The organism is Streptomyces sp. NPDC003036 (assembly GCF_040611175.1).
In the GTDB taxonomy this organism is placed as follows: domain Bacteria; phylum Actinomycetota; class Actinomycetes; order Streptomycetales; family Streptomycetaceae; genus Streptomyces.
In genome coordinates, this window is the sequence record NZ_JBEXNO010000016.1 from 1 (window position 1) to 21,249 (window position 21,249).

The 21,249-nt window shown below is 72.3% G+C and carries 23 protein-coding genes; 11 read left to right on the forward strand and 12 right to left on the reverse strand.

The window, feature by feature from the left end; genetic code table 11:
• Nucleotides 1–93, reverse strand: a 93-nt coding sequence (locus ABZX67_RS13995) for a biotin carboxylase N-terminal domain-containing protein (RefSeq protein ID WP_280842533.1), incomplete at its 3' end; no start/stop codon positions are given.
• 358 nt (nt 94–451) lie between these two features.
• Here ABZX67_RS13995 and ABZX67_RS14000 point away from each other — a divergent pair.
• Nucleotides 452–907, forward strand: a complete 456-nt coding sequence (locus ABZX67_RS14000) for a hypothetical protein (RefSeq protein ID WP_355358888.1) — start codon at nt 452–454, stop codon at nt 905–907.
• A gap of 12 nt (nt 908–919) precedes the next feature.
• Here ABZX67_RS14000 and ABZX67_RS14005 read toward each other — a convergent pair whose 3' ends face one another.
• The 5 genes from ABZX67_RS14005 to ABZX67_RS14025 all read right to left on the reverse strand — a co-directional run bounded on the left by ABZX67_RS14005 (nt 920) and on the right by ABZX67_RS14025 (nt 4,211).
• Nucleotides 920–1,543, reverse strand: coding sequence for a hypothetical protein (locus ABZX67_RS14005; protein ID WP_355358891.1), 624 nt, complete (start codon nt 1,541–1,543; stop codon nt 920–922).
• The gene (locus ABZX67_RS14010) at nt 1,540–2,154 is read right to left on the reverse strand and encodes a nucleoside triphosphate pyrophosphatase (protein ID WP_355358894.1); all 615 of its coding nucleotides are present in this window, start codon (nt 2,152–2,154) and stop codon (nt 1,540–1,542) included. The genes ABZX67_RS14005 and ABZX67_RS14010 overlap by 4 nt, the downstream gene beginning before the upstream one ends.
• 38 nt (nt 2,155–2,192) lie before the next feature.
• The gene (locus tag ABZX67_RS14015; RefSeq protein ID WP_355358897.1) at nt 2,193–2,321 is read right to left on the reverse strand and encodes a hypothetical protein; all 129 of its coding nucleotides are present in this window, start codon (nt 2,319–2,321) and stop codon (nt 2,193–2,195) included.
• Nucleotides 2,322–2,405: 84 nt separating this feature from the next.
• A complete protein-coding gene (locus ABZX67_RS14020; protein WP_355358900.1) occupies nt 2,406–2,615 on the reverse strand; it encodes an acyl-CoA carboxylase epsilon subunit in 210 nt (69 codons plus the stop codon).
• Between the two features lie 9 nt (nt 2,616–2,624).
• Nucleotides 2,625–4,211, reverse strand: a complete 1,587-nt coding sequence (locus ABZX67_RS14025; protein ID WP_355358903.1) for an acyl-CoA carboxylase subunit beta — start codon at nt 4,209–4,211, stop codon at nt 2,625–2,627.
• A 109-nt stretch (nt 4,212–4,320) separates the two neighbouring features.
• On the opposite strand from ABZX67_RS14025, the gene ABZX67_RS14030 reads away from it, so the two are divergent.
• The 5 genes from ABZX67_RS14030 (at nt 4,321) to hutH (ending at nt 10,277) form a co-directional block, all read left to right on the forward strand.
• Nucleotides 4,321–5,220, forward strand: coding sequence for a biotin--[acetyl-CoA-carboxylase] ligase (locus ABZX67_RS14030; RefSeq protein ID WP_355358906.1), 900 nt, complete (start codon nt 4,321–4,323; stop codon nt 5,218–5,220).
• Nucleotides 5,221–5,339: 119 nt separating this feature from the next.
• Nucleotides 5,340–6,584, forward strand: a complete 1,245-nt coding sequence (locus tag ABZX67_RS14035; protein WP_355358909.1) for an adenylate/guanylate cyclase domain-containing protein — start codon at nt 5,340–5,342, stop codon at nt 6,582–6,584.
• A 36-nt stretch (nt 6,585–6,620) separates the two neighbouring features.
• Nucleotides 6,621–7,427, forward strand: coding sequence for an enoyl-CoA hydratase-related protein (locus ABZX67_RS14040; protein ID WP_355358912.1), 807 nt, complete (start codon nt 6,621–6,623; stop codon nt 7,425–7,427).
• A gap of 68 nt (nt 7,428–7,495) precedes the next feature.
• Nucleotides 7,496–8,641, forward strand: coding sequence for a sensor domain-containing diguanylate cyclase (locus tag ABZX67_RS14045; protein ID WP_355358915.1), 1,146 nt, complete (start codon nt 7,496–7,498; stop codon nt 8,639–8,641).
• A gap of 64 nt (nt 8,642–8,705) precedes the next feature.
• Nucleotides 8,706–10,277, forward strand: a complete 1,572-nt coding sequence (gene hutH / locus ABZX67_RS14050; RefSeq protein ID WP_355359273.1) for a histidine ammonia-lyase — start codon at nt 8,706–8,708, stop codon at nt 10,275–10,277.
• A 33-nt stretch (nt 10,278–10,310) separates the two neighbouring features.
• Here the strand turns inward: hutH and ABZX67_RS14055 are convergent, their stop codons facing one another.
• Nucleotides 10,311–10,628, reverse strand: coding sequence for a hypothetical protein (locus tag ABZX67_RS14055; protein ID WP_355358918.1), 318 nt, complete (start codon nt 10,626–10,628; stop codon nt 10,311–10,313).
• Nucleotides 10,629–10,761: 133 nt separating this feature from the next.
• Here ABZX67_RS14055 and ABZX67_RS14060 point away from each other — a divergent pair, with 133 nt between their 5' ends.
• On the forward strand, nt 10,762–11,085 hold the full coding sequence (locus ABZX67_RS14060) for a hypothetical protein (RefSeq protein ID WP_355358920.1): 324 nt from the start codon (nt 10,762–10,764) through the stop codon (nt 11,083–11,085).
• A gap of 209 nt (nt 11,086–11,294) precedes the next feature.
• Nucleotides 11,295–12,560, forward strand: coding sequence for an Ig-like domain-containing protein (locus ABZX67_RS14065; RefSeq protein WP_355358923.1), 1,266 nt, complete (start codon nt 11,295–11,297; stop codon nt 12,558–12,560).
• 97 nt (nt 12,561–12,657) lie between these two features.
• Here the strand turns inward: ABZX67_RS14065 and ABZX67_RS14070 are convergent, their stop codons facing one another.
• On the reverse strand, nt 12,658–13,515 hold the full coding sequence (locus tag ABZX67_RS14070) for a helix-turn-helix transcriptional regulator (protein WP_355358926.1): 858 nt from the start codon (nt 13,513–13,515) through the stop codon (nt 12,658–12,660).
• Between the two features lie 147 nt (nt 13,516–13,662).
• Here ABZX67_RS14070 and ABZX67_RS14075 point away from each other — a divergent pair, with 147 nt between their 5' ends.
• Nucleotides 13,663–14,706, forward strand: a complete 1,044-nt coding sequence (locus ABZX67_RS14075) for an NAD(P)-dependent alcohol dehydrogenase (RefSeq protein WP_355358929.1) — start codon at nt 13,663–13,665, stop codon at nt 14,704–14,706.
• 94 nt (nt 14,707–14,800) lie between these two features.
• On the forward strand, nt 14,801–15,208 hold the full coding sequence (locus ABZX67_RS14080) for a DUF1330 domain-containing protein (RefSeq protein WP_355358932.1): 408 nt from the start codon (nt 14,801–14,803) through the stop codon (nt 15,206–15,208).
• On the opposite strand, the gene msrA is transcribed toward ABZX67_RS14080, so the two are convergent.
• The 3 genes from msrA to ABZX67_RS14095 form a co-directional block, all read right to left on the reverse strand.
• On the reverse strand, nt 15,139–15,807 hold the full coding sequence (msrA, locus tag ABZX67_RS14085; protein ID WP_355358935.1) for a peptide-methionine (S)-S-oxide reductase MsrA: 669 nt from the start codon (nt 15,805–15,807) through the stop codon (nt 15,139–15,141). The two genes, ABZX67_RS14080 and msrA, sit on opposite strands and share 70 nt — an antisense overlap.
• Before the next feature lie 109 nt (nt 15,808–15,916).
• Nucleotides 15,917–17,026, reverse strand: coding sequence for a hypothetical protein (locus ABZX67_RS14090; protein ID WP_355358938.1), 1,110 nt, complete (start codon nt 17,024–17,026; stop codon nt 15,917–15,919).
• Nucleotides 17,023–18,672: a M48 family metallopeptidase gene (locus ABZX67_RS14095; RefSeq protein WP_355358941.1), complete on the reverse strand. Its 1,650-nt coding sequence runs from the start codon at nt 18,670–18,672 to the stop codon at nt 17,023–17,025. Before ABZX67_RS14095 ends, ABZX67_RS14090 begins: the two co-directional genes overlap by 4 nt.
• A 144-nt stretch (nt 18,673–18,816) precedes the next feature.
• On the opposite strand from ABZX67_RS14095, the gene ABZX67_RS14100 reads away from it, so the two are divergent.
• The gene (locus ABZX67_RS14100; protein WP_355358944.1) at nt 18,817–20,034 is read left to right on the forward strand and encodes an FG-GAP-like repeat-containing protein; all 1,218 of its coding nucleotides are present in this window, start codon (nt 18,817–18,819) and stop codon (nt 20,032–20,034) included.
• Between the two features lie 49 nt (nt 20,035–20,083).
• Here ABZX67_RS14100 and ABZX67_RS14105 read toward each other — a convergent pair whose 3' ends face one another.
• Nucleotides 20,084–21,187: a hypothetical protein gene (locus ABZX67_RS14105; protein ID WP_355358947.1), complete on the reverse strand. Its 1,104-nt coding sequence runs from the start codon at nt 21,185–21,187 to the stop codon at nt 20,084–20,086.
• Between the last annotated feature and the right edge of the window lie 62 nt (nt 21,188–21,249).

A 21,249-nucleotide genomic window follows, 5' to 3' on the forward strand; every position in this document is an offset into this window, starting at 1 on the left:
GTAGACGGCTACGCTCGCGATCCCGGCGTCCCGGCAGGCACGGGCGACACGGACAGCGATTTCGCCACGGTTGGCGATGAGCACCTTGCGCACGATGGCTCCCTCCTTGAAACAAGCTGAGTTTAGGGACTGCCGACACGGCCTTTCGACCCATCCCCACTAGTGAGCTTGCCCACACGGAGCGTGATCCGAGGCGTAGCCAGGGGGTGAAATCCCTTGTCGCACCACGTTACGCAGGGCGCCTTCACGGCACAGTAACCCTGGGGTGTGGTCAAGGTCTCTGTCCTGGCGTCCAGGGCGCTGTCCCGTTTCTTTGTGGACTCCCTACGAATGGGCGAATGATTCTTTGCGGTCGTGCCGGGACCCTTGTCCAAAGGTTTACCAGTCAGTAGCGTTCGCGTCGTCGTCCCTACCGGCCGTACTGCTGGTAACAGTCAGGGGGGTACTTGTGGTGACCCGCAGACCGATAGCCCTGGCGACCGGGGTCGCCCTGCTCGCCGAGGCGGCGGGCGTCCTGCTGGTCCACGTCGCGCTGACCGCGGTCCTTGGCAGCCAGCGGATGTCCCTGGCGGGCCTCGACCCCGACGCCATGATCGCCGGCACCTGGGCCATGGGCGGCGTCCTCGCCGCGTTCCTGGCCCTGTGCGGTGCCGCCCTGCTGGTGCTGGCCCTGCGCGACCGCGCGCCCGGCCGCACGTTGCGCCTCCTGCTGATCTCCTGCGCGATCACGCACGGCGTGCTCGGTGCCGTGACGGCCGCCCTGGTGGGCTGGGGCGCGTTCGCCTTCATGATGGCGATGCTGGCGCTGGTGGTGGCGTCGCTGATCCTCTACGGCCCCGAGACCGGCGAGGCACCCGAGAGCGGCCCGGGCCCCGAGGCGGCGGAGCCGGGCGCGGCGCCCGCCTGACCCGCCGGGGACTCAGCCCGCTTCCCGCGCCCGCTCGGCGAAGCGGGAGGCGAGGTCCTTGACGAGTGCGGCGTCGAGGTCGCCCTCGCGGGCGCCGGTGGCCTCGACCCACAGCAGAGCCGTGCCCACCCGCACCTGGGCCACCGCGCCCGGTCCGCCCTGGTAGCCGTACGTGCCGAGGACGGCGTCGCCCCGGTCACCGGGGCCGCCGAGGTCCACCTTTCGCGCCGTGGGGCCGGCCTTCGGGGCGTAGAGCCGCCAGAGCGTGTCGTACGCCGCTTCGGCGGCCTTCTCGCTCCCGTACGCGACCAGCCGGAAGTCGGCGCCGGCCTTCCCGTCCACGCGGCGGAAGGTGGAGACGCCGTAGAAGCGCGCGTCGTCGCAGCCCTGGTTGCCGTTGGTGGGGCACGCCTCGCTCTTGTAGAGGTCGTTCATGGCGGTGGCGGTCGGCTCCAGGGTGGCCTTCCACCCCGGCATGGCCGCACCGTCCGGCAGCGCCGCCCGCGCCTGCTCCTCGGTGAGGGCGGGGGCCTGCTCCGGAGGCTTGTCACCACCGCCCCCGGACTTCGTCCCGCAGCCCGCGAGCAGCAGCACGGCCGCGCAGGCCGCCGCGAACGCTCCGTACGCGCGCCTCACCGTCGCGGCTCCACCCACAGGTCCGTGATCTCGACGCCGAGCTGCCGCAGCAGCCTGCGCAGCAGCGGCAGCGACAGCCCGATGACATTGCCCGGGTCGCCGTCGATGCCGTCGATGAACGGGGCCGAGCGGCCGTCGAGCGTGAAGGCGCCCGCCACGTGGAGCGGTTCGCCGCTGGCGACGTACGCCGCGATCTCCTCGTCCGTCGGCTCGCCGAAGCGGACCAGCGTCGAGCCGGTAGCGGAGGCGTACCGCTTGGCCGCCGTGTCGTAGACGCAGTGGCCCGTCTGGAGGACGCCGACACGGCCGCGCATGGCCTTCCAGCGGGCGGTGGCCTCCTCGGCGTCGGCCGGCTTGCCGAGGGCCTGCTTGTCCAGCTCCAGGACGGAGTCGCAACCGATGACGAGCGCGCCGCTCACCTCGGGGCGGGCGGCGACGTGGGCCGCCTTGGCCTCGGCGAGGGCGAGGGCGAGCTCGGCCGGGGTCGGGGCGGTGACCTTGTCCTCGTCGACGCCGCTGACGATCACCTCGGGGGCGAGTCCGGCCTGCCGCAGCAGGCCGAGGCGGGCGGGGGACGCGGACGCGAGGACCAGGCGGCGCTGAGCAGTCATGCCCGTCATCGTACGGAACGGATCAGTGGAGGGGCCGGTCAATGCAGGCCGGCGACGAACATGGCGAGCACCATCGCCAGCGCCAGCAGGATCCCCGCGCGGCGCAGCATCGCCTGCATGTCGCGCATCTCTTTGGGGGGTTCGTTCTTCGGGTCGGACCAGAGCATGCCTTCGATCCTGAGGCCCACGGCCCGATGGCGCCTGAGTACGCGTACTCAAGCGCCACCGTCCTGACGAACTACGACCGACCCCTACGTCGGCCAGTACGACCGCGCCCACGAGCGCGGCCCCGGCTGCGGCCGCCGCGTGCGGGCGATCCTGGCCGGGTCCGACCACTCCTCGGGGACGCGTGCCGCGCCGCCGGAGGCCGCCGAGGCCGTCGCGGGGGCGCGCGCCCGGACCACCGCCAGTGCGGCGGCCAACTCCTCCGGCGTCGGGTTGCCCCGCAGCACCTTGATCATGGGGGCTCCTTACAGGGGGATGTTGCCGTGCTTCTTCGGAGGCAGGTTTTCCCGCTTCGTACGCAGCTGACGCAGCCCGCGCACGATCTGCGCGCGCGTCTCGGACGGCATGACCACCGCGTCGATGTAGCCGCGCTCGGCCGCCGTGTACGGGTTGAGCAGGGCGTCCTCGTACTCCTGGATGAGCCGCGCCCGCGTCCCCTCCACGTCCTCCGCTTCGGCGATGGTGCGCCGGTGCAGGATGTTGACCGCGCCCTGCGCGCCCATCACCGCGATCTGCGCGGTCGGCCACGCCAGGTTCAGGTCGGCGCCGAGGTGCTTGGAGCCCATGACGTCGTACGCGCCGCCGAACGCCTTGCGCGTGATGACGGTGATCAGCGGCACGGTCGCCTCGGCGTACGCGTAGATCAGCTTGGCGCCGCGCCGGATGATGCCCTCGTGCTCCTGGCCGACGCCCGGCAGGAAGCCCGGCACGTCGACGAAGGTCAGCACCGGGATGTTGAACGCGTCGCAGGTGCGGACGAACCGCGCCGCCTTCTCGCTCGCGTCGATGTCGAGGCACCCGGCGAACTGCATCGGCTGGTTCGCGACGACGCCGACCGGATAGCCCTCGACGCGCCCGAAGCCGGTGACGATGTTCGGCGCGAACAGCGCCTGCGTCTCCAGGAACTCGCCCTCGTCCAGGACGTGCTCGATCACCGTGTGCATGTCGTACGGCTGGTTGGCGCTGTCCGGGATGAGGGTGTCGAGCTCGCGGTCCTCGTCCGTCGGCTCCAGGTCCGCCTCCTCCGGGAAGGCGGGCGCCTCGGAGAGGTTGTTCGAAGGGAGGTAGGACAGGAGGGACTTGACGTACTCGATGGCGTCCTTCTCGTCCCCCGCCATGTGGTGCGCCACGCCCGAGGTGGCGTTGTGCGTCCGGGCGCCGCCCAGCTCCTCGAAGCCGACGTCCTCGCCCGTCACCGTCTTGATGACGTCCGGGCCGGTGATGAACATGTGCGAGGTCTGGTCCACCATCACCGTGAAGTCGGTGATCGCGGGGGAGTAGACGGCTCCGCCGGCGCAGGGGCCGACGACCAGGCTGATCTGCGGGATGACACCGGAGGCGTGGGTGTTGCGGCGGAAGATCTCGCCGTACATGCCGAGGGCCATGACGCCCTCCTGGATGCGGGCGCCGCCGGAGTCGTTGATGCCGATGACCGGGCAGCCGGTCTTCAGGGCGAAGTCCATCACCTTGATGATCTTCTGCCCGAAGACCTCGCCGAGGGCCCCGCCGAACACGGTGAAGTCCTGCGAGAAGACCGCCACCGGGCGCCCGTCGACCGTGCCGTACCCCGTGACGACGCCGTCGCCGTACGGACGGTTCTTCTCCAGGCCGAAGCTGGTGGAGCGGTGCCGGGCGAACTCGTCCAGCTCCACGAACGAGCCTTCGTCCAGCAGCAGGTCGATCCGCTCGCGGGCCGTCAGCTTGCCCTTCGCGTGCTGCTTCTCCACGGCGCGCTCGGAGCCCGCGTGTGTCGCCTCGTGAATACGGCGCTGGAGATCCGCGAGCTTGCCCGCGGTCGTATGAATGTCGATCTTCTCGGCCGGCTCGGACATCGGGATGCGGCTCCCTGACTGGTCACGGGTTCGTTGGCTACTGATCCGTAGCGTATCGGCGGCGATACCGTTCGGCAGTGCGGTGTTTGCCACACCTACGCTGGCTTGCATGACGTCCTCACAGTCCTCACATGGTCCCTCGCGAGGGCCCTCGAACCGCTGGTCGGATCTCGACCGGCCGCCCCTCAACGCCCCCGCGTTGCGCCGCGCGCTGCTCCAGCCCGGCGGGCTGTGGACGTCCCTCGACGTCGTCGCCGCCACCGGCTCCACCAACTCCGACCTCGCGGCCCGGGCCGCGGAGCTGCCCGAGGGTGCCGTGCTCGTCGCCGAGGAGCAGACCTCCGGGCGCGGGCGGCTCGACCGCGTCTGGTCCGCCCCGGCGCGCTCGGGCCTCTTCTTCTCCGTCCTGCTCAAGCCGGACGTGCCCGCCGAGCGGCTGGCCTGGCTGCCGCTCCTGACCGGGGTGGCCGCCGCCACGGGCCTGGCCCGCGCGGCCGGCGTCGACATGTCGCTGAAGTGGCCCAACGACCTGCTGGTGAAGGTCCGGCGGGAGGACGGGGTGAAGGAGGAGCGCAAGACCGGCGGCATCCTCGCCGAGCGGGCCGGGGGCGCCGCCGACGACGGGATCGTCGTCGGGCTCGGCCTCAACGTCACGCTGCGCGCCGACGAGCTGCCCGTACCGACGGCCGGCTCCCTCGCCCTCGCGGACGCCGTCTCCACCGACCGCGACCCGCTGCTGCGCGCCGTCCTGCGCTCCCTGGAGCACTGGTACGGGCGGTGGACGGCCGTCGACGGCGACCCGGCCGCCTGCGGGCTCCAGGAGGCGTACGCGGCGGGTTGCGCGACCCTTGGGCGCACGGTCCGCGCGGAGCTGCCCGGCGACCGGACGCTGACCGGCGAGGCGGTCGCGATCGACGGGGGCGGACGGCTCGTCGTGGAGCGCGCGGACGGTGGCGGGCGGGAGGCCGTGGGCGCGGGCGACATCGTCCATCTGCGCCCGGCGGACTGAACGCGCTCCCAAGACGCTCCCGCGAGGGGACGTGAGCCACGGCACACCTGCCGTATCGTTGAGGCGATCCAGCGACAGATCGGCAGGGCAGTGCGCAGGGAACGGGCAGGAGGCGGCCGGTGACCGTCGACGACGCGAATTCGCGCAGGTCCGGAGCCGGGTCGGGAGCCGGGTCGGAAACCGGGGCCGAGCCGGGCTCCGGGTCGCGGTCCGAGCCGCGGTCCGAATCACGGGCCGGGGCGGGGGCCGGCGGAGCCGAGTACCCGACTCCCCACCACGTCGTCGACCACACGGCGGAGCCGACCGACGACCCGCTCGCCATCCGTCTGGAGCAGCTGATCCTCGGCGCCGAGCGCCGCTACACCCCCTTCCAGGCCGCCCGCACGGCGGGCGTCTCCATGGACCTGGCGTCCCGATTCTGGCGGGCCATGGGCTTCGCCGACATCGGCCAGGCCAAGGCGCTGACGGAGGCGGACGTCCTGGCGCTGCGGCGGCTGGCCGGTCTCGTCGAGGCGGGGCTGCTGAGCGAGCCCATGGCGGTGCAGGTCGCCCGGTCCACCGGGCAGACCACGGCGCGGCTCGCCGAATGGCAGATCGACTCCTTCCTGGAGGGCCTGACCGAGCCGCCCGAGCCCGGCATGACGCGTACGGAAGTGACGTATCCGCTGGTCGAGCTGTTGCTGCCGGAGCTCCAGGAGTTCCTGGTGTACGTGTGGCGGCGGCAGCTCGCGGCGGCGACCGGGCGCGTCGTGCAGGCCGCCGACGACGAGGAGATGGTCGACCGGCGCCTGGCGGTCGGGTTCGCGGACCTGGTCGGCTTCACGCGCCTGACGCGGCGGCTGGAGGAGGAGGAGCTCGGCGAGCTGGTCGAGGCCTTCGAGACGACCTGCGCCGACCTGGTGGCGGCGCACGGCGGGCGGCTGATCAAGACGCTCGGGGACGAGGTGCTCTTCGCGGCGGACGACGCCGGTACGGCCGCCGAGATCGGGCTGCGGCTCATCGAGACCCTCGCGCACGACGAGACCATGCCGGCGCTGCGGGTGGGCATCGCCTTCGGCACGGTGACGACCCGGATGGGCGACGTCTTCGGTACGACGGTGAACCTCGCGAGCCGGCTCACGTCGATAGCGCCCAAGGACGCGGTGCTGGTCGACGGGGCACTGGCGGAGGAGCTGTCGCGCACGGGCGAGGCGCCGGTGTCGGAGGCGCAGGTCGCCGACGAGATCGCGCGCGCCGAGAAGGACGGCGAGACGCCCCCGTCGTACCGCTTCGCGCTGCAGCCCATGTGGCAGCGGCCGGTGCGCGGGCTCGGCGTGATCGAACCCTGGCTGCTGGCGCGGCGGGAGCCTAAGATCCCCGGGTAGCGTCGCTAACGCTCGTTAACCGGGAGGGTGTCAGATATGTCCGAGGATGTGTCCGAGGAGCGCTTCGGGGAGTTCGTCGCCGTACGCCGTCATGGGCAGGGTCACGTGGCCGAGCTCGTGCTCGACCGGCCCAAGGCCATGAACGCCGTCTCGTCGGAGATGGCACGCTCCATCGGCGCGGCGTGCGACGCGCTGGCCGCCGACAAATCGGTCCGCGTCACCGTGCTGACCTCCTCCAACGACAAGGCGTTCTGCGTCGGCGCCGACCTCAAGGAGCGCAACTCCTTCACGGACGCCGAGCTGGTGCGCCAGCGCCCCGTCGCGCGCGGCGCGTACACCGGCGTCCTGGAGCTGCCCATGCCGGCCATCGCCGCCGTGCACGGCTTCGCGCTGGGCGGCGGGTACGAGCTGGCGCTCGCCTGCGACGTCATCGTGGCCGACGCGACGGCGGTCGTCGGACTGCCCGAGGTGTCGGTGGGCGTGATCCCCGGCGGCGGCGGTACGCAGCTGCTGCCGCGCCGGGTCGGGGCCGCGCGGGCGGCCGAGCTGGTGTTCACGGCGCGGCGGCTGGAGGCGGAGGAGGCGGCTTCGCTGGGGCTCGTCGACCGGCTGGTGGAGGACGCGCGGACGGGCGCGCTGGAGCTGGCCGCGCGGATCGCCGCCAACTCGCCCGTCGGCCTGCGCGCCGCCAAGCGCGCCCTGCGGCTCGGGCAGGGCCTCGACCTGCGGGCGGGCCTCGAGGTCGAGGACGCGGCGTGGCGCTCGGTGGCCTTCTCGGGGGACCGCGCGGAGGGCGTCGCGGCCTTCAACGAGAAGCGCGCGCCGCAGTGGCCCGGCGAGTGACCGCCGGTCGCCCGTCGGTCGCCGGGGCCCGGGAGTGAAAAGTTCGGGGGCGTCCCTAAGCTTGAGGAATGGGTGAGGATGTCCGGCTACGGGCCGTAGTGGCGCTGGCGCAGTCGATGGCGGCGGCGCACACCCCGCGCGAATCGTGGCGGGCGGCGGCGCTGGGCGCGCGCGACGCGCTCGGCGGCACGTTCGCCGCGCTCTCGACGTGGGAGCGGGACCTGGGCCGGCTGCGCGTCCTGGTGAACGCCGGGGACCGGGTCCAGGGCGAGGAGGAGTTCCCGGACTCCGAGACGTACCCGGTGTACCAGTTCTCCGAGATCACCGAGTTCCTGCACGAGCGCTGGGCCGGGGGCGGGGAGCCGAACGCCTGGGTCGAGACGGCCGAGGGCCCGGGCCCCGGCTCGCACGGCTACTGCGCGCAGCGTGTGGCGGCCCTGCGCAGACGGGGCCGCGGCTGCTGCGTCGTCGCGCCGATCGTGCTGCACGGGCGCGCGTGGGGCGAGCTGTACGTGGCCCGGCCGGTCGGGGCGCCGGTCTTCGGCCCGGAGGACGCCAAGTTCGCCACCGTACTCGCGTCGGTCGTGGCGGCCGGGATCGCGCAGACCGAGCGGCTGGAGGAGGTCCGCAAGCTGGCCTTCACCGACCCGCTGACCGGGCTGGCGAACCGGCGGGCGGTCGACATGAGGCTGGACGAGGCGGTGGAGCGCTCCCTGGCCGACGGGTCGGTGGTCTCGCTGGTGGTGTGCGACCTGAACGGCCTCAAGCACGTCAACGACACGCACGGCCACGCGGTCGGCGACCGCCTGCTGGAGCGGTTCGGTTCGGTGCTGTCGTACTGCGGGGCGATGCTGCCGGGCGCGCTGGCCGCACGGCTGGGCGGCGACGAGTTCTGCCTGGTCTCGGTGGGGCCGGGGGCGGACGAGGTGGTCGCGGCCGCGGACGAGCTGTGCGTACGCGCCGGGGAGCTGGAGCTCGGCGAGGGCGTGGCGTGCGGGGTCGCGTCGACGGGCGATCCGATCGGCGAGGTGCGGTCGGCGCGGCGGCTGTTCCGGCTGGCGGACGCGGCGCAGTACCGCGCGAAGGCGGCGCGCTCCCTGAAGCCGGTGGTGGCGGGGCGCGACGGCGCGGTGATCGAGCTGGCGGACCACCCGCCGGCGGCGGCCCGGGACCGGCGCAGCTTCCGCGACGCACCTCCGGCCGCCGGGGCGTAAGGAGCGCCTGGGAGGTGGGGTAGTGACACGTTGGGATTCAGTCCGTACGCTGCTGAATATGGATATGCACACAGTGGTGGTGGGGACGTCCGGAACCACCGCTCAGGACGTCATCGCCGTGGCCCGCGGCAACGCACGCGTCGAGCTGTCGCAGGAGGCCCTCGACGCACTGGCCACGGCCCGCGAGATCGTCGACGCCCTCGCCGCCAAGCCCGAGCCCGTCTACGGCGTGTCGACCGGCTTCGGCGCCCTCGCGACCCGGCACATCAGCCCCGAGCTGCGCGCCCAGCTCCAGCGCAACATCGTGCGGTCGCACGCCGCCGGCATGGGCGCGCGCGTCGAGCGCGAGGTCGTGCGCGCGCTGATGTTCCTGCGGCTGAAGACCGTCGCCTCCGGGCACACCGGCGTCCGGCCCCAGGTCGCGCAGACCATGGCGGACGTGCTCAATGCCGGGATCACCCCGGTCGTGCACGAGTACGGCTCGCTCGGCTGCTCCGGCGACCTCGCCCCGCTCAGCCACTGCGCGCTCACCCTCATGGGCGAGGGCGACGCGGAGGGCCCCGACGGTGTGGTCCGCCCCGCCGGGGAGCTGCTCGCCGCGCACGGCATCGCGCCCGTCGAACTGCGCGAGAAGGAGGGCCTCGCCCTCCTCAACGGCACCGACGGCATGCTCGGCATGCTGATCATGGCCCTCGCCGACCTGGACACGCTCTACAAGTCCGCCGACATCACCGCCGCGCTCTCGCTGGAGGCGCTGCTCGGCACGGAGAAGGTCCTCGCGCCCGAGCTGCACGCCATCCGCCCGCACCCGGGCCAGGGCGCCGCCGCCGCGAACATGCTCGCCGTCCTCAAGGGCTCCGGCCTCACGGGCCACTTCCAGCAGGACGAGGCCCCGCGCGTCCAGGACGCGTACTCCGTGCGCTGCGCGCCCCAGGTGGCCGGCGCGGGCCGCGACACCATGGCCCACGCCCGGCTCGTCGCCGAGCGCGAGCTCGCCTCGGCCGTCGACAACCCGGTCGTCCTCCCTGGGGGTACCTCCCAGGCCGAAGGCCCTGGGGGAGGGCGCGTCGAGTCCAACGGCAACTTCCACGGCGCGCCGGTCGCGTACGTCCTGGACTTCCTCGCCATCGCCGCCGCCGACCTCGGCTCCATCGCCGAGCGCCGCACGGACCGGCTGCTCGACAAGAACCGGTCGCACGGCCTGCCGCCGTTCCTCGCGGACGACGCGGGCGTCGACTCGGGCCTCATGATCGCGCAGTACACCCAGGCCGCCCTGGTCAGCGAGATGAAGCGGCTGGCCGTCCCGGCCTCCGCCGACTCCATCCCGTCCTCCGCCATGCAGGAGGACCACGTCTCCATGGGCTGGTCGGCCGCCCGCAAGCTGCGGACCGCCGTCGGCAACCTGAGCCGGATCATCGCGGTCGAGCTGTACGCCGCGACGCGCGCCATCGAGCTGCGCGAGGGCCTCACCCCGGCGCCCGCCTCCCGCGCCGCCATCGAGGCGCTGCGCGCGGCCGGCGTCCAGGGCCCCGGGCCGGATCGTTTCCTCGCCCCCGACCTGGAGGCCGCCGACGCCTTCGTACGGGCGGGGCGGCTCGTCGAGGCCGTGGAGCGGGTCACCGGCCCGCTCGCCTGACCGCCGGAAGCGGAACCCGTGGGGCGCGCGCCGTCAGAGGGCGGTGTGCGCCCCACGGCGTACCGCGAAGGCCACGAGCCCCGCGCCGAGGGTCAGGAACGCCGTGCCCCCGATCAGATACGGGGTGGTGTCCACGCTGCCGGTGTCGGCGAGCGCCAGCTCCTGCCGCTGCTGCTGCCGCTGCAGTTGCTCCTGCGGCGGCGTGGCGGAGGACGCGCTCGTCCGGGTCTCCACCGGTGGCCGGTCCACCGTGTCCTCAACGGTGGCGTTGGCCGAAGGGACGAACCACAGCGCGCAGAGCAGCGTCCCGGCGGCGGTGGCGGTCAGCAGCGGTCGACGTGCGACGGACACAGATTCAGATCCCCTTGCGGAACCGAGAATTGGTGGGTGCGCCGATGCTAATGAACACAGCGGGTCGCAGGAAAGTCGCGAGGGCGGGCAGCTTACGCTCCGTCATATGAGCCCTTCTGAGACATCACGGTATGTGCGACTTCGGGTGGAACTGACGCTGGAGATCAGGGACACCGAGGAACTCACCGCGGCCGCCCTGGACCGCATCGACGCCGACGAATTCATGCCCGAGGACGAGGTGACGCACGCCCGCGCGGTCGTCCGCGAGGACGAAGCGGAAGCTCTCGCGTACCTCGTCGACCCCGACACGCTGCTCGGTGAGCTGCCCGGCGTCGAGCTCCTCCAGGCCTCCTGGACCAGCGAGCAGGTCGAGTACGACCCGGAGGTGGAGGAGTGGGATCTGGACGAGGAGGACGAGGACGACGAGGAGGACGCCGACGAGGAGGAGCGGGCGTAGGGGCCGCCCCGCCGCCCGCCGGGGAGTGGCCGAATTCCGAGGCCCCGGATCACGCCTCCGGGGCCCGCCCCCGCATGCTGGGAACCGGAACCGGTCCGCCAAGCGTCGGTCAGTGGTGTTCCCCACATACTTCGTGGATCCTTCGTGGATTTGGAACCGGACGGGTTGTTATGGATGTTGTTGAAACAGTTGGCAGGGATTCGGCGACGATGGAGAAGCGTGTGATGACGGACAGCAAGCGGCGCAAGGGCCTCATGGCCGCGTCCGCCCTGCTCGGTGGCGTGCTGGTGCTCACGGGCTGCAACGACGGCGAGGCCAAGAGCAACGGCACCTCCGACGGCCCGTCGTCACAGGCCCAGGTCGACGAGGCGGCCGCCAAGGACGCCTCCAAGGCCCGAATAGTGATCTCCCCGAAGAACGGCGCGAACAACGCGGGCATCAACGACGACGCGAAGGTCACCGTCAGCGAGGGCACGCTCACCCAGGTCACCATGACCACGCAGGACGGCAAGAGCGTCAAGGGCGAGATGGCCGCCGACGGCACGAGCTGGAAGCCCACGGAGCAGCTGGAGCGGGCGACCACGTACAAGATCGCCGCCTCGGCGAAGGACTCCGAGGGCCGCGAGGCCCACGAGAACTCCTCGTTCACCACCGTCTCGCAGGCCAACAGCTTCATCGGCAACTTCACGCCCGAGAACGGCTCCACGGTCGGCGTCGGCATGCCGGTCTCGATCAACTTCAACAAGCCGATCACGGACAAGAAGGCCGTCCAGTCCGGCATCACCGTGTCGTCGAGCAGCGGCCAGGAGGTCGTCGGCCACTGGTTCAACTCCCAGCGCATCGACTTCCGGCCCGAGCAGTACTGGACCGCCGGCTCCACGGTCACGCTGAAGCTGAACCTCGACGGGGTCGAGGGCGCCGACGGCGTCTACGGCGTCCAGCAGAAGACGGTCACCTTCAAGATCGGCCGCAGCCAGGTCTCGACCGTCGACGTCGCCGAGAAGACCATGAAGGTCGTCCGGGACGGCAAGACGATCAAGACGATCCCGATCTCCGCCGGCTCCCCGGAGAACCCGACCTACAACGGTCAGATGGTGATCTCCGAGAAGTTCAAGGAGACCCGGATGAACGGCGCCACCGTCGGCTTCACGGACGACGACGGCAAGGGCGAGTACGACATCAAGGACGTGCCGCACGCCATGCGGCTGTCCACGTCCGGCACCTTCATCCACGGCAACTACTGGGGTGCCGACTCGGTCTTCGGCAGCGTCAACACCAGCCACGGCTGCGTGGGCCTCAACGACGTCAAGGGCGCCGGCGACCCGGGCCAGCCCGGCGCGTGGTTCTTCGACAACTCGCTCGTCGGTGACGTGGTGATCGTCAAGAACTCCAAGGACAAGACGATCGCGCCGGACAACGGCCTCAACGGCTGGAACATGAGCTGGGCCGAGTGGAAGGCCGGCTCCGCCGTCTGACCCGTCCATCCGGCACCTCCGCGGCACGCACGACGAAGGCGGCGGCTCCCCTCACCGGGAGCCGCCGCCTTCGTCGTACCCGCCGCCAGGGCGGTTCTCAGCGCGTCGGCGCGACCTCGTCCACGCCCCAGTTCGCCAGCAGCCGCAGCGCGTCCGCCGACGCCGAACCCGGCTCCGCCGTGTACGTCACCAGGCTCAGGTCCTGGTCACCCGGCAGCTTCAGCGTCTCGTACGACAGCGTCAGCTCGCCCACCAGCGGATGGTGCAGCCGCTTCACGCCGTGGCCCTTCTCCTGCACCGTGTGCGCGGCCCACAGCGCCCGGAACTCGCCGCTCTTCACCGACAGCTCGCCCACCAGCGCCGACAGCTTCGGATCGTCGGGGTAGCAGCCCGCGCACAGCCGCAGGACGCTGACCACCTCGGTGGCCTTCGACTCCCAGTCGACGTACAGGTCGCGCGCGTTCGGATCGAGGAACACCAGCCGCGCCATGTTCCGCTCCTCGTCCGGCAGGGCGGCGAAGTCACCGAGGAGCGCGCGGGCCATCCGGTTCCAGCCGAGGATGTCGAGCCGCCGCCCCAGCAGGAACGCGGGCACGCCGTCCATGGCGTCCAGCAGGTGCCGCACCTCCGGCCGCACCCGCTGCGGGCGGGAGGCGGCCGTGCGCTTCTTCTTCGCCGTCGGCCCGGCCAGCCGCGTCAGATGCGCGTGCTCGGCGTCCGTCAGCCGCAGGGCGCGCGCGATGGCGTCCAGCACCTCCGTGGAGACGTTGGCGCCCTTCCCCTGCTCGATCGAGGTGTAGTACGCGACCGACACCCCGGCCAGCTGGGCCAGCTCCTCCCGGCGCAGGCCCGGCACCCGGCGCGCTCTGCCGAAGTCCGGCAGGCCGACGTCCTGCGGCTTGAGCCGGGCCCGTCGGGAGCGGAGGAACTCACTCAGTTCGGTGCGCTGGTCCATGACATCCCAGTATTCCCGTTCGTACGCGGGCGAGCCTGACCCCGCCAGTAGTAGGACCAGCGAACGTACGGAGACCAGGGGGCTGGGCCGATCGATCCCGGCCAGGAAAGATCATCCGCGTACACCCCACCAGGAGGAGAAACCGGCATGAACACCGTTGCCGCCTACGCAGCCCCCGCCGCCAACGCCCCGCTGGAGCGCACCACCGTGCCGCGCCGGCCGGTCGGCGAGCACGACGTGCTGATCGAGATCAAGTACGCGGGCATCTGCCACTCCGACATCCACCAGGCCCGCGACGGCTGGGGCGAGGGCATCTTCCCGATGGTGCCCGGCCACGAGATAGCCGGTGTCGTCACCGAGACCGGCTCGGCCGTGACCAAGTTCACGGTGGGGGACCGGGTCGGGGTGGGCTGCTTCGTCGACTCCTGCCGTACGTGCTCGTTCTGCGAGCAGGGTCTTGAGCAGTACTGCACGGGCGGTGGCTCCATCCCCACGTACAACGGCCTCGGCAAGGACGGTGAGCCGACCTACGGCGGCTACTCCACCCACATCGTCGTCGACGAGAACTACACCGTCCGCATCCCCGACAGCCTCCCGCTGGACGTCGCCGCGCCGCTGCTGTGCGCGGGCATCACCCTCTACTCGCCGCTCGTCCACTGGAAGGCCGGCCCCGGCAAGAAGGTGGCGATCGTCGGCCTCGGCGGCCTCGGCCACATGGGCGTGAAGATCGCGCACGCGCTGGGCGCCGAGGTGACCGTGCTCAGCCAGACGCTGCGCAAGCAGGAGGACGGCTTCAAGCTCGGCGCCGACCACTTCCACGCCACCAGCGACCCCGAGACCTTCCAGAAGCTGGCCGGCACCTTCGACCTGATCGTCTCCACGGTCTCGGCGCCGCTGGACTTCAGCGCCTACCTGAGCCTGCTCAAGACGGACGGCACCCTGGTGAACGTCGGCGCACCCGAGGAGCCGGTGTCGCTCAACCTCTTCTCGCTGATCAACGCCCGCCGCACGCTGGCCGGTTCCATGATCGGTGGCATCGCCGAGACGCAGGAGATGCTGGACTTCTGCGCGGAGCACGGCCTCGGCTCGGAGATCGAGCTCATCCGCGCGGACCAGATCAACGAGGCGTACGAGCGGGTCCTGAAGAGCGACGTGCGCTACCGGTTCGTCATCGACGCCTCGACGATCTGAGGGCAGGGCCTGACGGTGCCATGACCTCCGGGGTAATCGACCCCGGGCGGACGCGCGGAGACCATGGGGTCATCCCGATCACGAGGAGGACCCCATGGCCGCGTACGCCATCGCCCGTCTGAAGCCCCCGGCCGTGCTCCACGACGAGGTGCTGGACTACATGGAGCGCATCCAGTCCACCCTCGACCCCTTCGAGGGCCGCTTCCTGGTGCACGGCGCGCCCACCATGGAGGTGCGCGAGGGCAGCTGGGACACCGCGCTGGTGATCATCGGCTTCCCGTCGCTGGACCACGCCCGCCGCTGGTACGACTCCGACGCGTACCAGGCCCTCGTGCCGCTGCGCACCCGCCACATGGAGGGCGACATCATCCTGATCGACGGTGTCGCCCCCGGGTACGACCCGGCGGCGACGGCGGCGGCGATCCGCGCGGCTCAGTCGTCCGCGCCGGCCGCCGCCACGCCCACCGGGCAGGAGACGCCCGTGCCGCCGATGCCGCAGTAGCCGTTCGGGTTCTTGTCGAGGTACTGCTGGTGGTACGCCTCCGCCGGGTAGAAGGGGCGGCCGTCGGCGGGGAGGATCTCCGTGGTGATGGCGCCGTAGCCCGAGTCCTTCAGCACCTGCTGGTAGGCGTCCCGGGAGGCGTCGGCCGCCGCCGCCTGGGCGGGGGAGTGGGTGTAGAGCGCCGAGCGGTACTGGGTGCCCACGTCGTTGCCCTGGCGGAAGCCCTGGGTGGGGTCGTGGGACTCCCAGAAGAGCTTCAGCAGCGCGCTGTACGGGACGACGGACGGGTCGAAGATGACGCGGACCGCCTCCGTGTGGCCCGTCAGGCCCGAGCAGACCTCTTCGTACGACGGGTTCGGCGTGTAACCGCCCTGGTAGCCGACGAGGGTGGTCCACACGCCCTCCGTCTGCCAGAACTTCCGCTCGGCGCCCCAGAAGCAGCCCAGCCCGAAGTCCGCGACCTCCAGGCCGGCCGGGTAGGGGCCGAGGAGGGGGGTGCCGAGGACCGTGTGGCGGTCGGGGACGGTGAACTCCGGCTCCGGGCGGCCGGGCAGGGCCTGGTCCGGGGTCGGCAGGACGGGCGTGCGGCCGAAGAGCATGGTTCGGTCTCCTTGCGGGGCGGATGCGCCGGGGGCGCCGGACGCGGGTGACGGCACCGGAACAACGTTCCGGTGCCGTCGGGAATTCCGCGCGCCGCGCGGGTGCGGGTCAGCCGCTGGTCGCCGCGGCGGCGGCCACGCTCTCGTCGCGCAGTCGGCAGTACGCCGCCGCCGGGTCGTTCCGGTAGCGCCACGGCAGGGCGTCGACATAGCCGTCGACCAGCCGGAACTGCTCCACGGCGGCCTCGTCCCGGTCCTGGAGCGAGAGGTAGTACGCCAGCAGGTGGCGGACTTCGGACAGGCGCGGGTGGCCGGGGTCGGCGGCGGCCGCGTCGGCGAGGGCGGCGTCGACCAGGGCGTGCATCTCCGGCGTACGGTCGCCCTCGGTCGTGTCCGACTCGTCGTGCTCGAAGTGCGCGATGAGCGGGAACGCCGTCATGAGGCTGCCCAGCGGTGCCCCCGCGGCCGCCCGGGCCGCGAAGTCCCGCGCCAGCTCCTCCGAGCCCCGCCACTTGGCGCACCAGTACTGGAGCGCCGAGAAGTGGGCCTCGTAGTGGTGCGGCGCCCGCTCGGTGATCTCCCGCCACAGCCGGTCCATCTCGGCGTGCGGATAGCCGAGCCCGAGCGCGGTCCAGATCTCGCCGACGTACGGCGCCGGGTCGCCCTCGGGCGCGAGGGCCGCCGCGCGGGCGTGTTCCTCGCGCGAGCGGGCCAGGATCCGGTGGAACCCCTCGAACTGCTCGGACGTGGTGTTCCGGGCCCGCTGGGAGCCGCGGACCCGCCAGGCCAGGAAGACCGTCGAGCGGGCCCGTAATAGCGCCGCGCCCGGGTCGTCGGGGTGCGCGGCCTCCCAGGCCAGCAGCCAGGCGTCGTCCTCGGCCGCCACATCGGCGAACTCCTCGCAGTACCGGGTGCGCCACTCCCAGTCCCGCGTCGCCGCCGTCTCGTCGAACAGGGCGGCGGCCGGCCTGAAGTCGCCTGCCTTCGCGGCGGCGAGCGCCGCGTCCAGCCGGGCGGGGCGCGGGGCCGAGAGCTCGGTGTTCTGTCGCTCGGGCGGCAGGAAGCCGAGCGCGGCGGCCTCGTCCGCCCGCTGCTCCTCGGAGCCGACGTAGCGCCAGCCCTCGCGGGCGCCCTGCACGATGGCCTTGAGGAAGTACCCGCCGATCGCCAGCACGCCGAGCGCGATCGGGGTCAGGATGATCCAGAGGAGGACGGTCACCGCGCGGCCCCGTCCGTGAGGCCGTCCGTGAAGCCGCCCGTGAGGCCGTACGAGAGCAGCGCGCGCAGCGGCGCGGTGTCGGGTACGTCGGCGATCGCCGCGTCGACGGCCGCGTCCAGGTCGGGCTCGGCCCCATCGGGGCCCGGCGGCAGGTGGACGGTCGCGGGCTCGGTCCACGAGAACTCCCAGCGCAGCCGGGAGCGGGCGCTCAGCTCCGCCATCACCATGCTGGTGACCGACTTGCGCAGCGCTGGCCGGACGAACTCCCGGAAGACGCGCCCGTTCGCCGACGCCGCCTCCTCCGACAGCGGCAACCGCTGGGCCAGCTGCCACAGCTGACCGTCGTCGATCACCTTCAGCAGCGCGGGCAGCGTCGGCGGTTCGCCGGTGTACGCGGCCAGCGCCCGGTGCAGCGGCGACTCGACCGAGCCCAGGCGGGCGCTCATGGCCCCGTCGAGCAGCTCCTCCCAGCTGTCGGCGCGGCGGAACGTGCGCGCCTGCTCCGACAGCACCACGTCCTCCAGCGCGGTCAGCGTGCGGGCCGGGTCGGCGAGCAGGCCCGTCGCGGCGCCCTTGCCCTCGTCGATGCGGCCGTCCTCCGGGAGCGCCTCGACGGCGCGGACCCGGTCGGCGACCGACGGGTGCGAGTCGTACGGGGAGACCGGCTCGGTGGGCAGTTCGGCGCGCAGCCCGGCCAGTTCCAGCTCGCGGGCGGTCAGCAGACGGCCGAAGCCGCCGAAGACCTCGCCGCGCGGCGGCAGCAGCCGCGCCGAGGTGCCCAGCGTGGCGTAGCACTCCTTGTAGAAGGTGAACGCGGCGTCCAGCGAGGGCAGCTCGCGCACCGCGGAGGCGGTCGCGTCGCGGCCGGCGATCCGGGCGGCCGCGGCGTCGGCGGCGTACTCCTGCAGGCGCGAGTCGTGCATGGTGGCGCGGAAGTACAGGTGCGCGTAGCCGGTGTAGATCCGGGCCATCGTGCGGTACGTGATACCGGCGCTGCCCGTGTCGACCTCGCGGGTCTTGCGGCCCTTGGCCTCGGCCTTGGTGTTCCGCTTCTCCTGCCGGGCCCGCTCGCGGCCGGCGGTCTTCGCGGCGCGCTCCTCGAAGTGCGCGATGGTGCGGAAGAGCTGGGTGCGGCCGCGCGCGGTGAGGGCGCCCAGCCGGGTGTCGTGGTTGACGTAGTGCCCCAGCTCATGGGCGAGGACCGCGCGCAGCTGGGCTTCGCTGAGGCCCTGCATCAGCGGTACGCCCAGGTAGAGGTGGCGCGGCCCGGGCAGGAGGCCGAGGAACCGGGCGTTCTCGGTGACGGCGGCGTTGACGTCGCCGGTGAGCAGGATCCGGGTGGGCGGCCGCGTGCCCACCTGGTCGGCGAGCTCGCGGACGGTGCGCCACAGCTCCGGTTCGTCGGCCTCGGTGACGGCCAGACCGCCCTGGCCGTCGTCCTTCGGCGTCCGCAGCATGAACATGCCGCGTATGACGGGGATGGCCAGCAGCACGGACACCACGTACAGCTTGGTGGCGAGCCCGGAGGGGGCGTGCAGGTACAGCAGGTAGTCGATGCCGGCGAGGACCGCCAGCAGAAGGACGCCGAGCAGAAAGAAGCCGGCGAGCAGAACGAGTGCGCGCAGCGCGCGCAGGGATGCGCCCATCGGGCAGAGCTCCCCCACTGAAAATGGACATGACGAAGAGGCGTGGGGGGAAGCGGAGTATCACCCGGCGGGGCCGCTGGGGGCAACCGAGATCCGTGGGGCTAACCTGACGCGCATTCACTGCCACAGGGGGGCACACACCACATGCGCAACCTGCGTATTTCCCTGCGCGCGGCGGCCACCGCCGCGCTCACCGCGCTCGGCGTGCTGGCGACGGCCGTCCCGAGCGCGCACGCCGCGTCCGGGTACGACCGCTGCCCGCAGGGGAAGTTCTGCCTGTTCGACAACGTCGACGGTACGGGCACCATGGCCACGTACAGCGGCAGCACGGCCACGCTCGGCACCTTCGACAACAAGGCGTCCGGCATGCGCAACCGCACCGGGCTGTACGCCTGTGTCTACAGCCAGCCGCGGTACGAGTACTCCGACTCCGTCCGCCACGTGGCGCTCCAGGCGGGCAATGAGGACTATGCGTACGGGTTCGAGCACATCAAGGACGAGAACAGCTACCTCGACAACAACGTCAGCTCCTTCCGCCTTGCCCGCACCCAGCACGAGTGCGGCACCGGCCTGGAGTACATGCCGTGGTATTCGCCGTCCGAATCCAGCGAGCGCGGACCGCAGGAGTTCGGCGACTTCAACGCGGACGGCACCACCGACCTCCTCTTCCGCTCGGTCCACGGCAACCTGTGGTTGCAGCGCGGCGACTCCACCGCCACCCGCCTCGGCACCGGCTGGCAGTCCATGACCGCGCTCCTGCGCCACGGGGACCGCAACGGCGACGGCGCGGAGGACATCGTCGCCCGCGACACCGCCGGCGCGCTGTGGATGTATCCGGGCAACGGCGCGGGCGGGCTCAAGCGGCGCGTCCAGATCGGCACCGGCTGGCAGTCGCTCAAGCACCTCACCGCCGTGGGCGACTTCAACGGCGACGGCAGCAAGGGCGACCTGGTGTCCACGGACTCCACCGGTGCGCTGTGGCTGCACCCGGCCAGGGCGGCCGGCACCGTGGGCCCGCGCCAGAAGATCGGCTCCAGCGGCTGGCAGTCCATGACCGCGCTCGTCGGCGCCGGTGACATGAACGGCGACCGCCGGAACGACCTCGTCGCCCGCGACTCGTCCGGCAACCTCTGGCTCTATCCGGGCCGCGGTACCGGCACCCTGGGCCCCCGCAAGCTGATCGGTACGAGCTGGAAGAAGTTCAGCCGCGTCTTCGCCGTCGGGGACGCCAACGGAGACGGCTCCAACGACCTGTACGCCCTGGAGGATCCGCTGCTGTACCTGTACGCCAACAACGGCACAGCCCGGCTGCGCGAGAGCGGCGTCGACTGGGACTGGGACCGCCGCGAGATAGCGTTCTGACGCCTGCCGTAGAAGCGGGGGTGGCCCGGCCTGGCCACCCCCGTCCGCGTCAGTGCGGCAGCGTCGCCGGGCTGCCGCCGTTCGCCTCGTAGCCCGCCACCGCCAGCGCCCGGAATATCGCGTACTGCGCCGCCGGGTCCTCGCTCAGCGTCCACGGCAGGGCACCCACGTGGCCGTCCACGTGCACCAGCTGGTGCATCGCCTCCGACCAGCGCTCGGAGCTCACCAGGAAGTGGATCAGCAGATGGCGCACGTGCGCCAGCATCGGGTCGTCCGGGCGGGCCGAGTGCACGGCGTACAGGGCGCCCTCCATGGCCTTGGAGACCACCTCGGTGCCGTAGAAGTCCCGCACCAGCGCCACCTCGGGGAGGTGCTCGAAGACCGCGAACAGCGGCAGCGCGGCCAGCAGCGAGCCGCGCGGGGCGCGGGCCGCCGCGGCAGTGGCGAACTGGTCCGCGTCCCGGCGGGAGCCGTGCCACTTCTCGCACCAGAAGTGCAGCGCCGCCAGGTGCGCCCCCATGTGGTGCGGCGCCCGGTCGATGATCTTCGCCCACACCTGGTCGAACTGCTCGTGGCTGTATCCGAGCCCGCGCGCGACGGCGAGCTCGATGATGTACGGCACCGGGTCGCCGGGCGCCAGCAGCGCCGCCTCGCCGCTCACCGTGCGCGCCTCTTCGAGGATGATCCGGAAGTCGTCCGTGCCGGCCGACGACGAACGCCACGCCTGCTGCACCAGGAACTCCGCGTGCACCGCCGCGCCGCCCGGGTCCTTCGGCTTCTCGGCCCGCCACGCCCGCAGCCACGCGCCCCCGGTGCCCGGCTGCTGCTGGAGCTCCAGCGCCGCCGCCCCCGCGAACGCCTGCACGCGCTGCCAGCGCACCTCGCTGTCCTTGTCCGTACCGGCCAGCAGCTGCGAGGCGGCCCGCCAGTCCTGCGTCCGCTGCACCACGTCCAGCACGTCGACCAGGTCCTGGTCGGGCCCCGGCAGGCGTACGTCCAGCTCCTCCTGGCGCACGAAGCCGTACGCGCTCGGGTCGGCCGCGTCCGGCGCGCCCGGGTCGACCAGCCGGATGCCGCCGCGGCGGCGCGACAGGAACGACGCCAGGACCACGCCGATCAGACCGACCGCCAACAGGAACCAGAGAATCTCCATGCGCCCATTGTCGCGGACCCCACCGACAGTCCGGACCCGGCCGGTCCGGACCCGGCGGCGGC

Excerpts from the sequence above, each read along its gene's own strand:
- ABZX67_RS14065 (WP_355358923.1), top strand. The coding sequence starts at position 11,295 with ATGGAGAAGCGTGTGATGACGGACAGCAAGCGGCGCAAGGGCCTCATG.
- ABZX67_RS14095 (WP_355358941.1), bottom strand. The coding sequence starts at position 18,672 with ATGGGCGCATCCCTGCGCGCGCTGCGCGCACTCGTTCTGCTCGCCGGC.
- ABZX67_RS14020 (WP_355358900.1), bottom strand. The coding sequence starts at position 2,615 with ATGATCAAGGTGCTGCGGGGCAACCCGACGCCGGAGGAGTTGGCCGCC.
- ABZX67_RS14100 (WP_355358944.1), top strand. The coding sequence starts at position 18,817 with ATGCGCAACCTGCGTATTTCCCTGCGCGCGGCGGCCACCGCCGCGCTC.
- ABZX67_RS14075 (WP_355358929.1), top strand. The coding sequence starts at position 13,663 with ATGAACACCGTTGCCGCCTACGCAGCCCCCGCCGCCAACGCCCCGCTG.
- ABZX67_RS14040 (WP_355358912.1), top strand. The coding sequence starts at position 6,621 with ATGTCCGAGGATGTGTCCGAGGAGCGCTTCGGGGAGTTCGTCGCCGTA.
- ABZX67_RS14025 (WP_355358903.1), bottom strand. The coding sequence starts at position 4,211 with ATGTCCGAGCCGGCCGAGAAGATCGACATTCATACGACCGCGGGCAAG.
- ABZX67_RS14105 (WP_355358947.1), bottom strand. The coding sequence starts at position 21,187 with ATGGAGATTCTCTGGTTCCTGTTGGCGGTCGGTCTGATCGGCGTGGTC.
- ABZX67_RS14030 (WP_355358906.1), top strand. The coding sequence starts at position 4,321 with ATGACGTCCTCACAGTCCTCACATGGTCCCTCGCGAGGGCCCTCGAAC.
- ABZX67_RS14010 (WP_355358894.1), bottom strand. The coding sequence starts at position 2,154 with ATGACTGCTCAGCGCCGCCTGGTCCTCGCGTCCGCGTCCCCCGCCCGC.
- msrA (WP_355358935.1), bottom strand. The coding sequence starts at position 15,807 with ATGCTCTTCGGCCGCACGCCCGTCCTGCCGACCCCGGACCAGGCCCTG.
- ABZX67_RS14070 (WP_355358926.1), bottom strand. The coding sequence starts at position 13,515 with ATGGACCAGCGCACCGAACTGAGTGAGTTCCTCCGCTCCCGACGGGCC.
- ABZX67_RS14015 (WP_355358897.1), bottom strand. The coding sequence starts at position 2,321 with ATGCTCTGGTCCGACCCGAAGAACGAACCCCCCAAAGAGATGCGCGAC.
- ABZX67_RS14080 (WP_355358932.1), top strand. The coding sequence starts at position 14,801 with ATGGCCGCGTACGCCATCGCCCGTCTGAAGCCCCCGGCCGTGCTCCAC.
- hutH (WP_355359273.1), top strand. The coding sequence starts at position 8,706 with ATGCACACAGTGGTGGTGGGGACGTCCGGAACCACCGCTCAGGACGTC.
- ABZX67_RS14045 (WP_355358915.1), top strand. The coding sequence starts at position 7,496 with ATGGGTGAGGATGTCCGGCTACGGGCCGTAGTGGCGCTGGCGCAGTCG.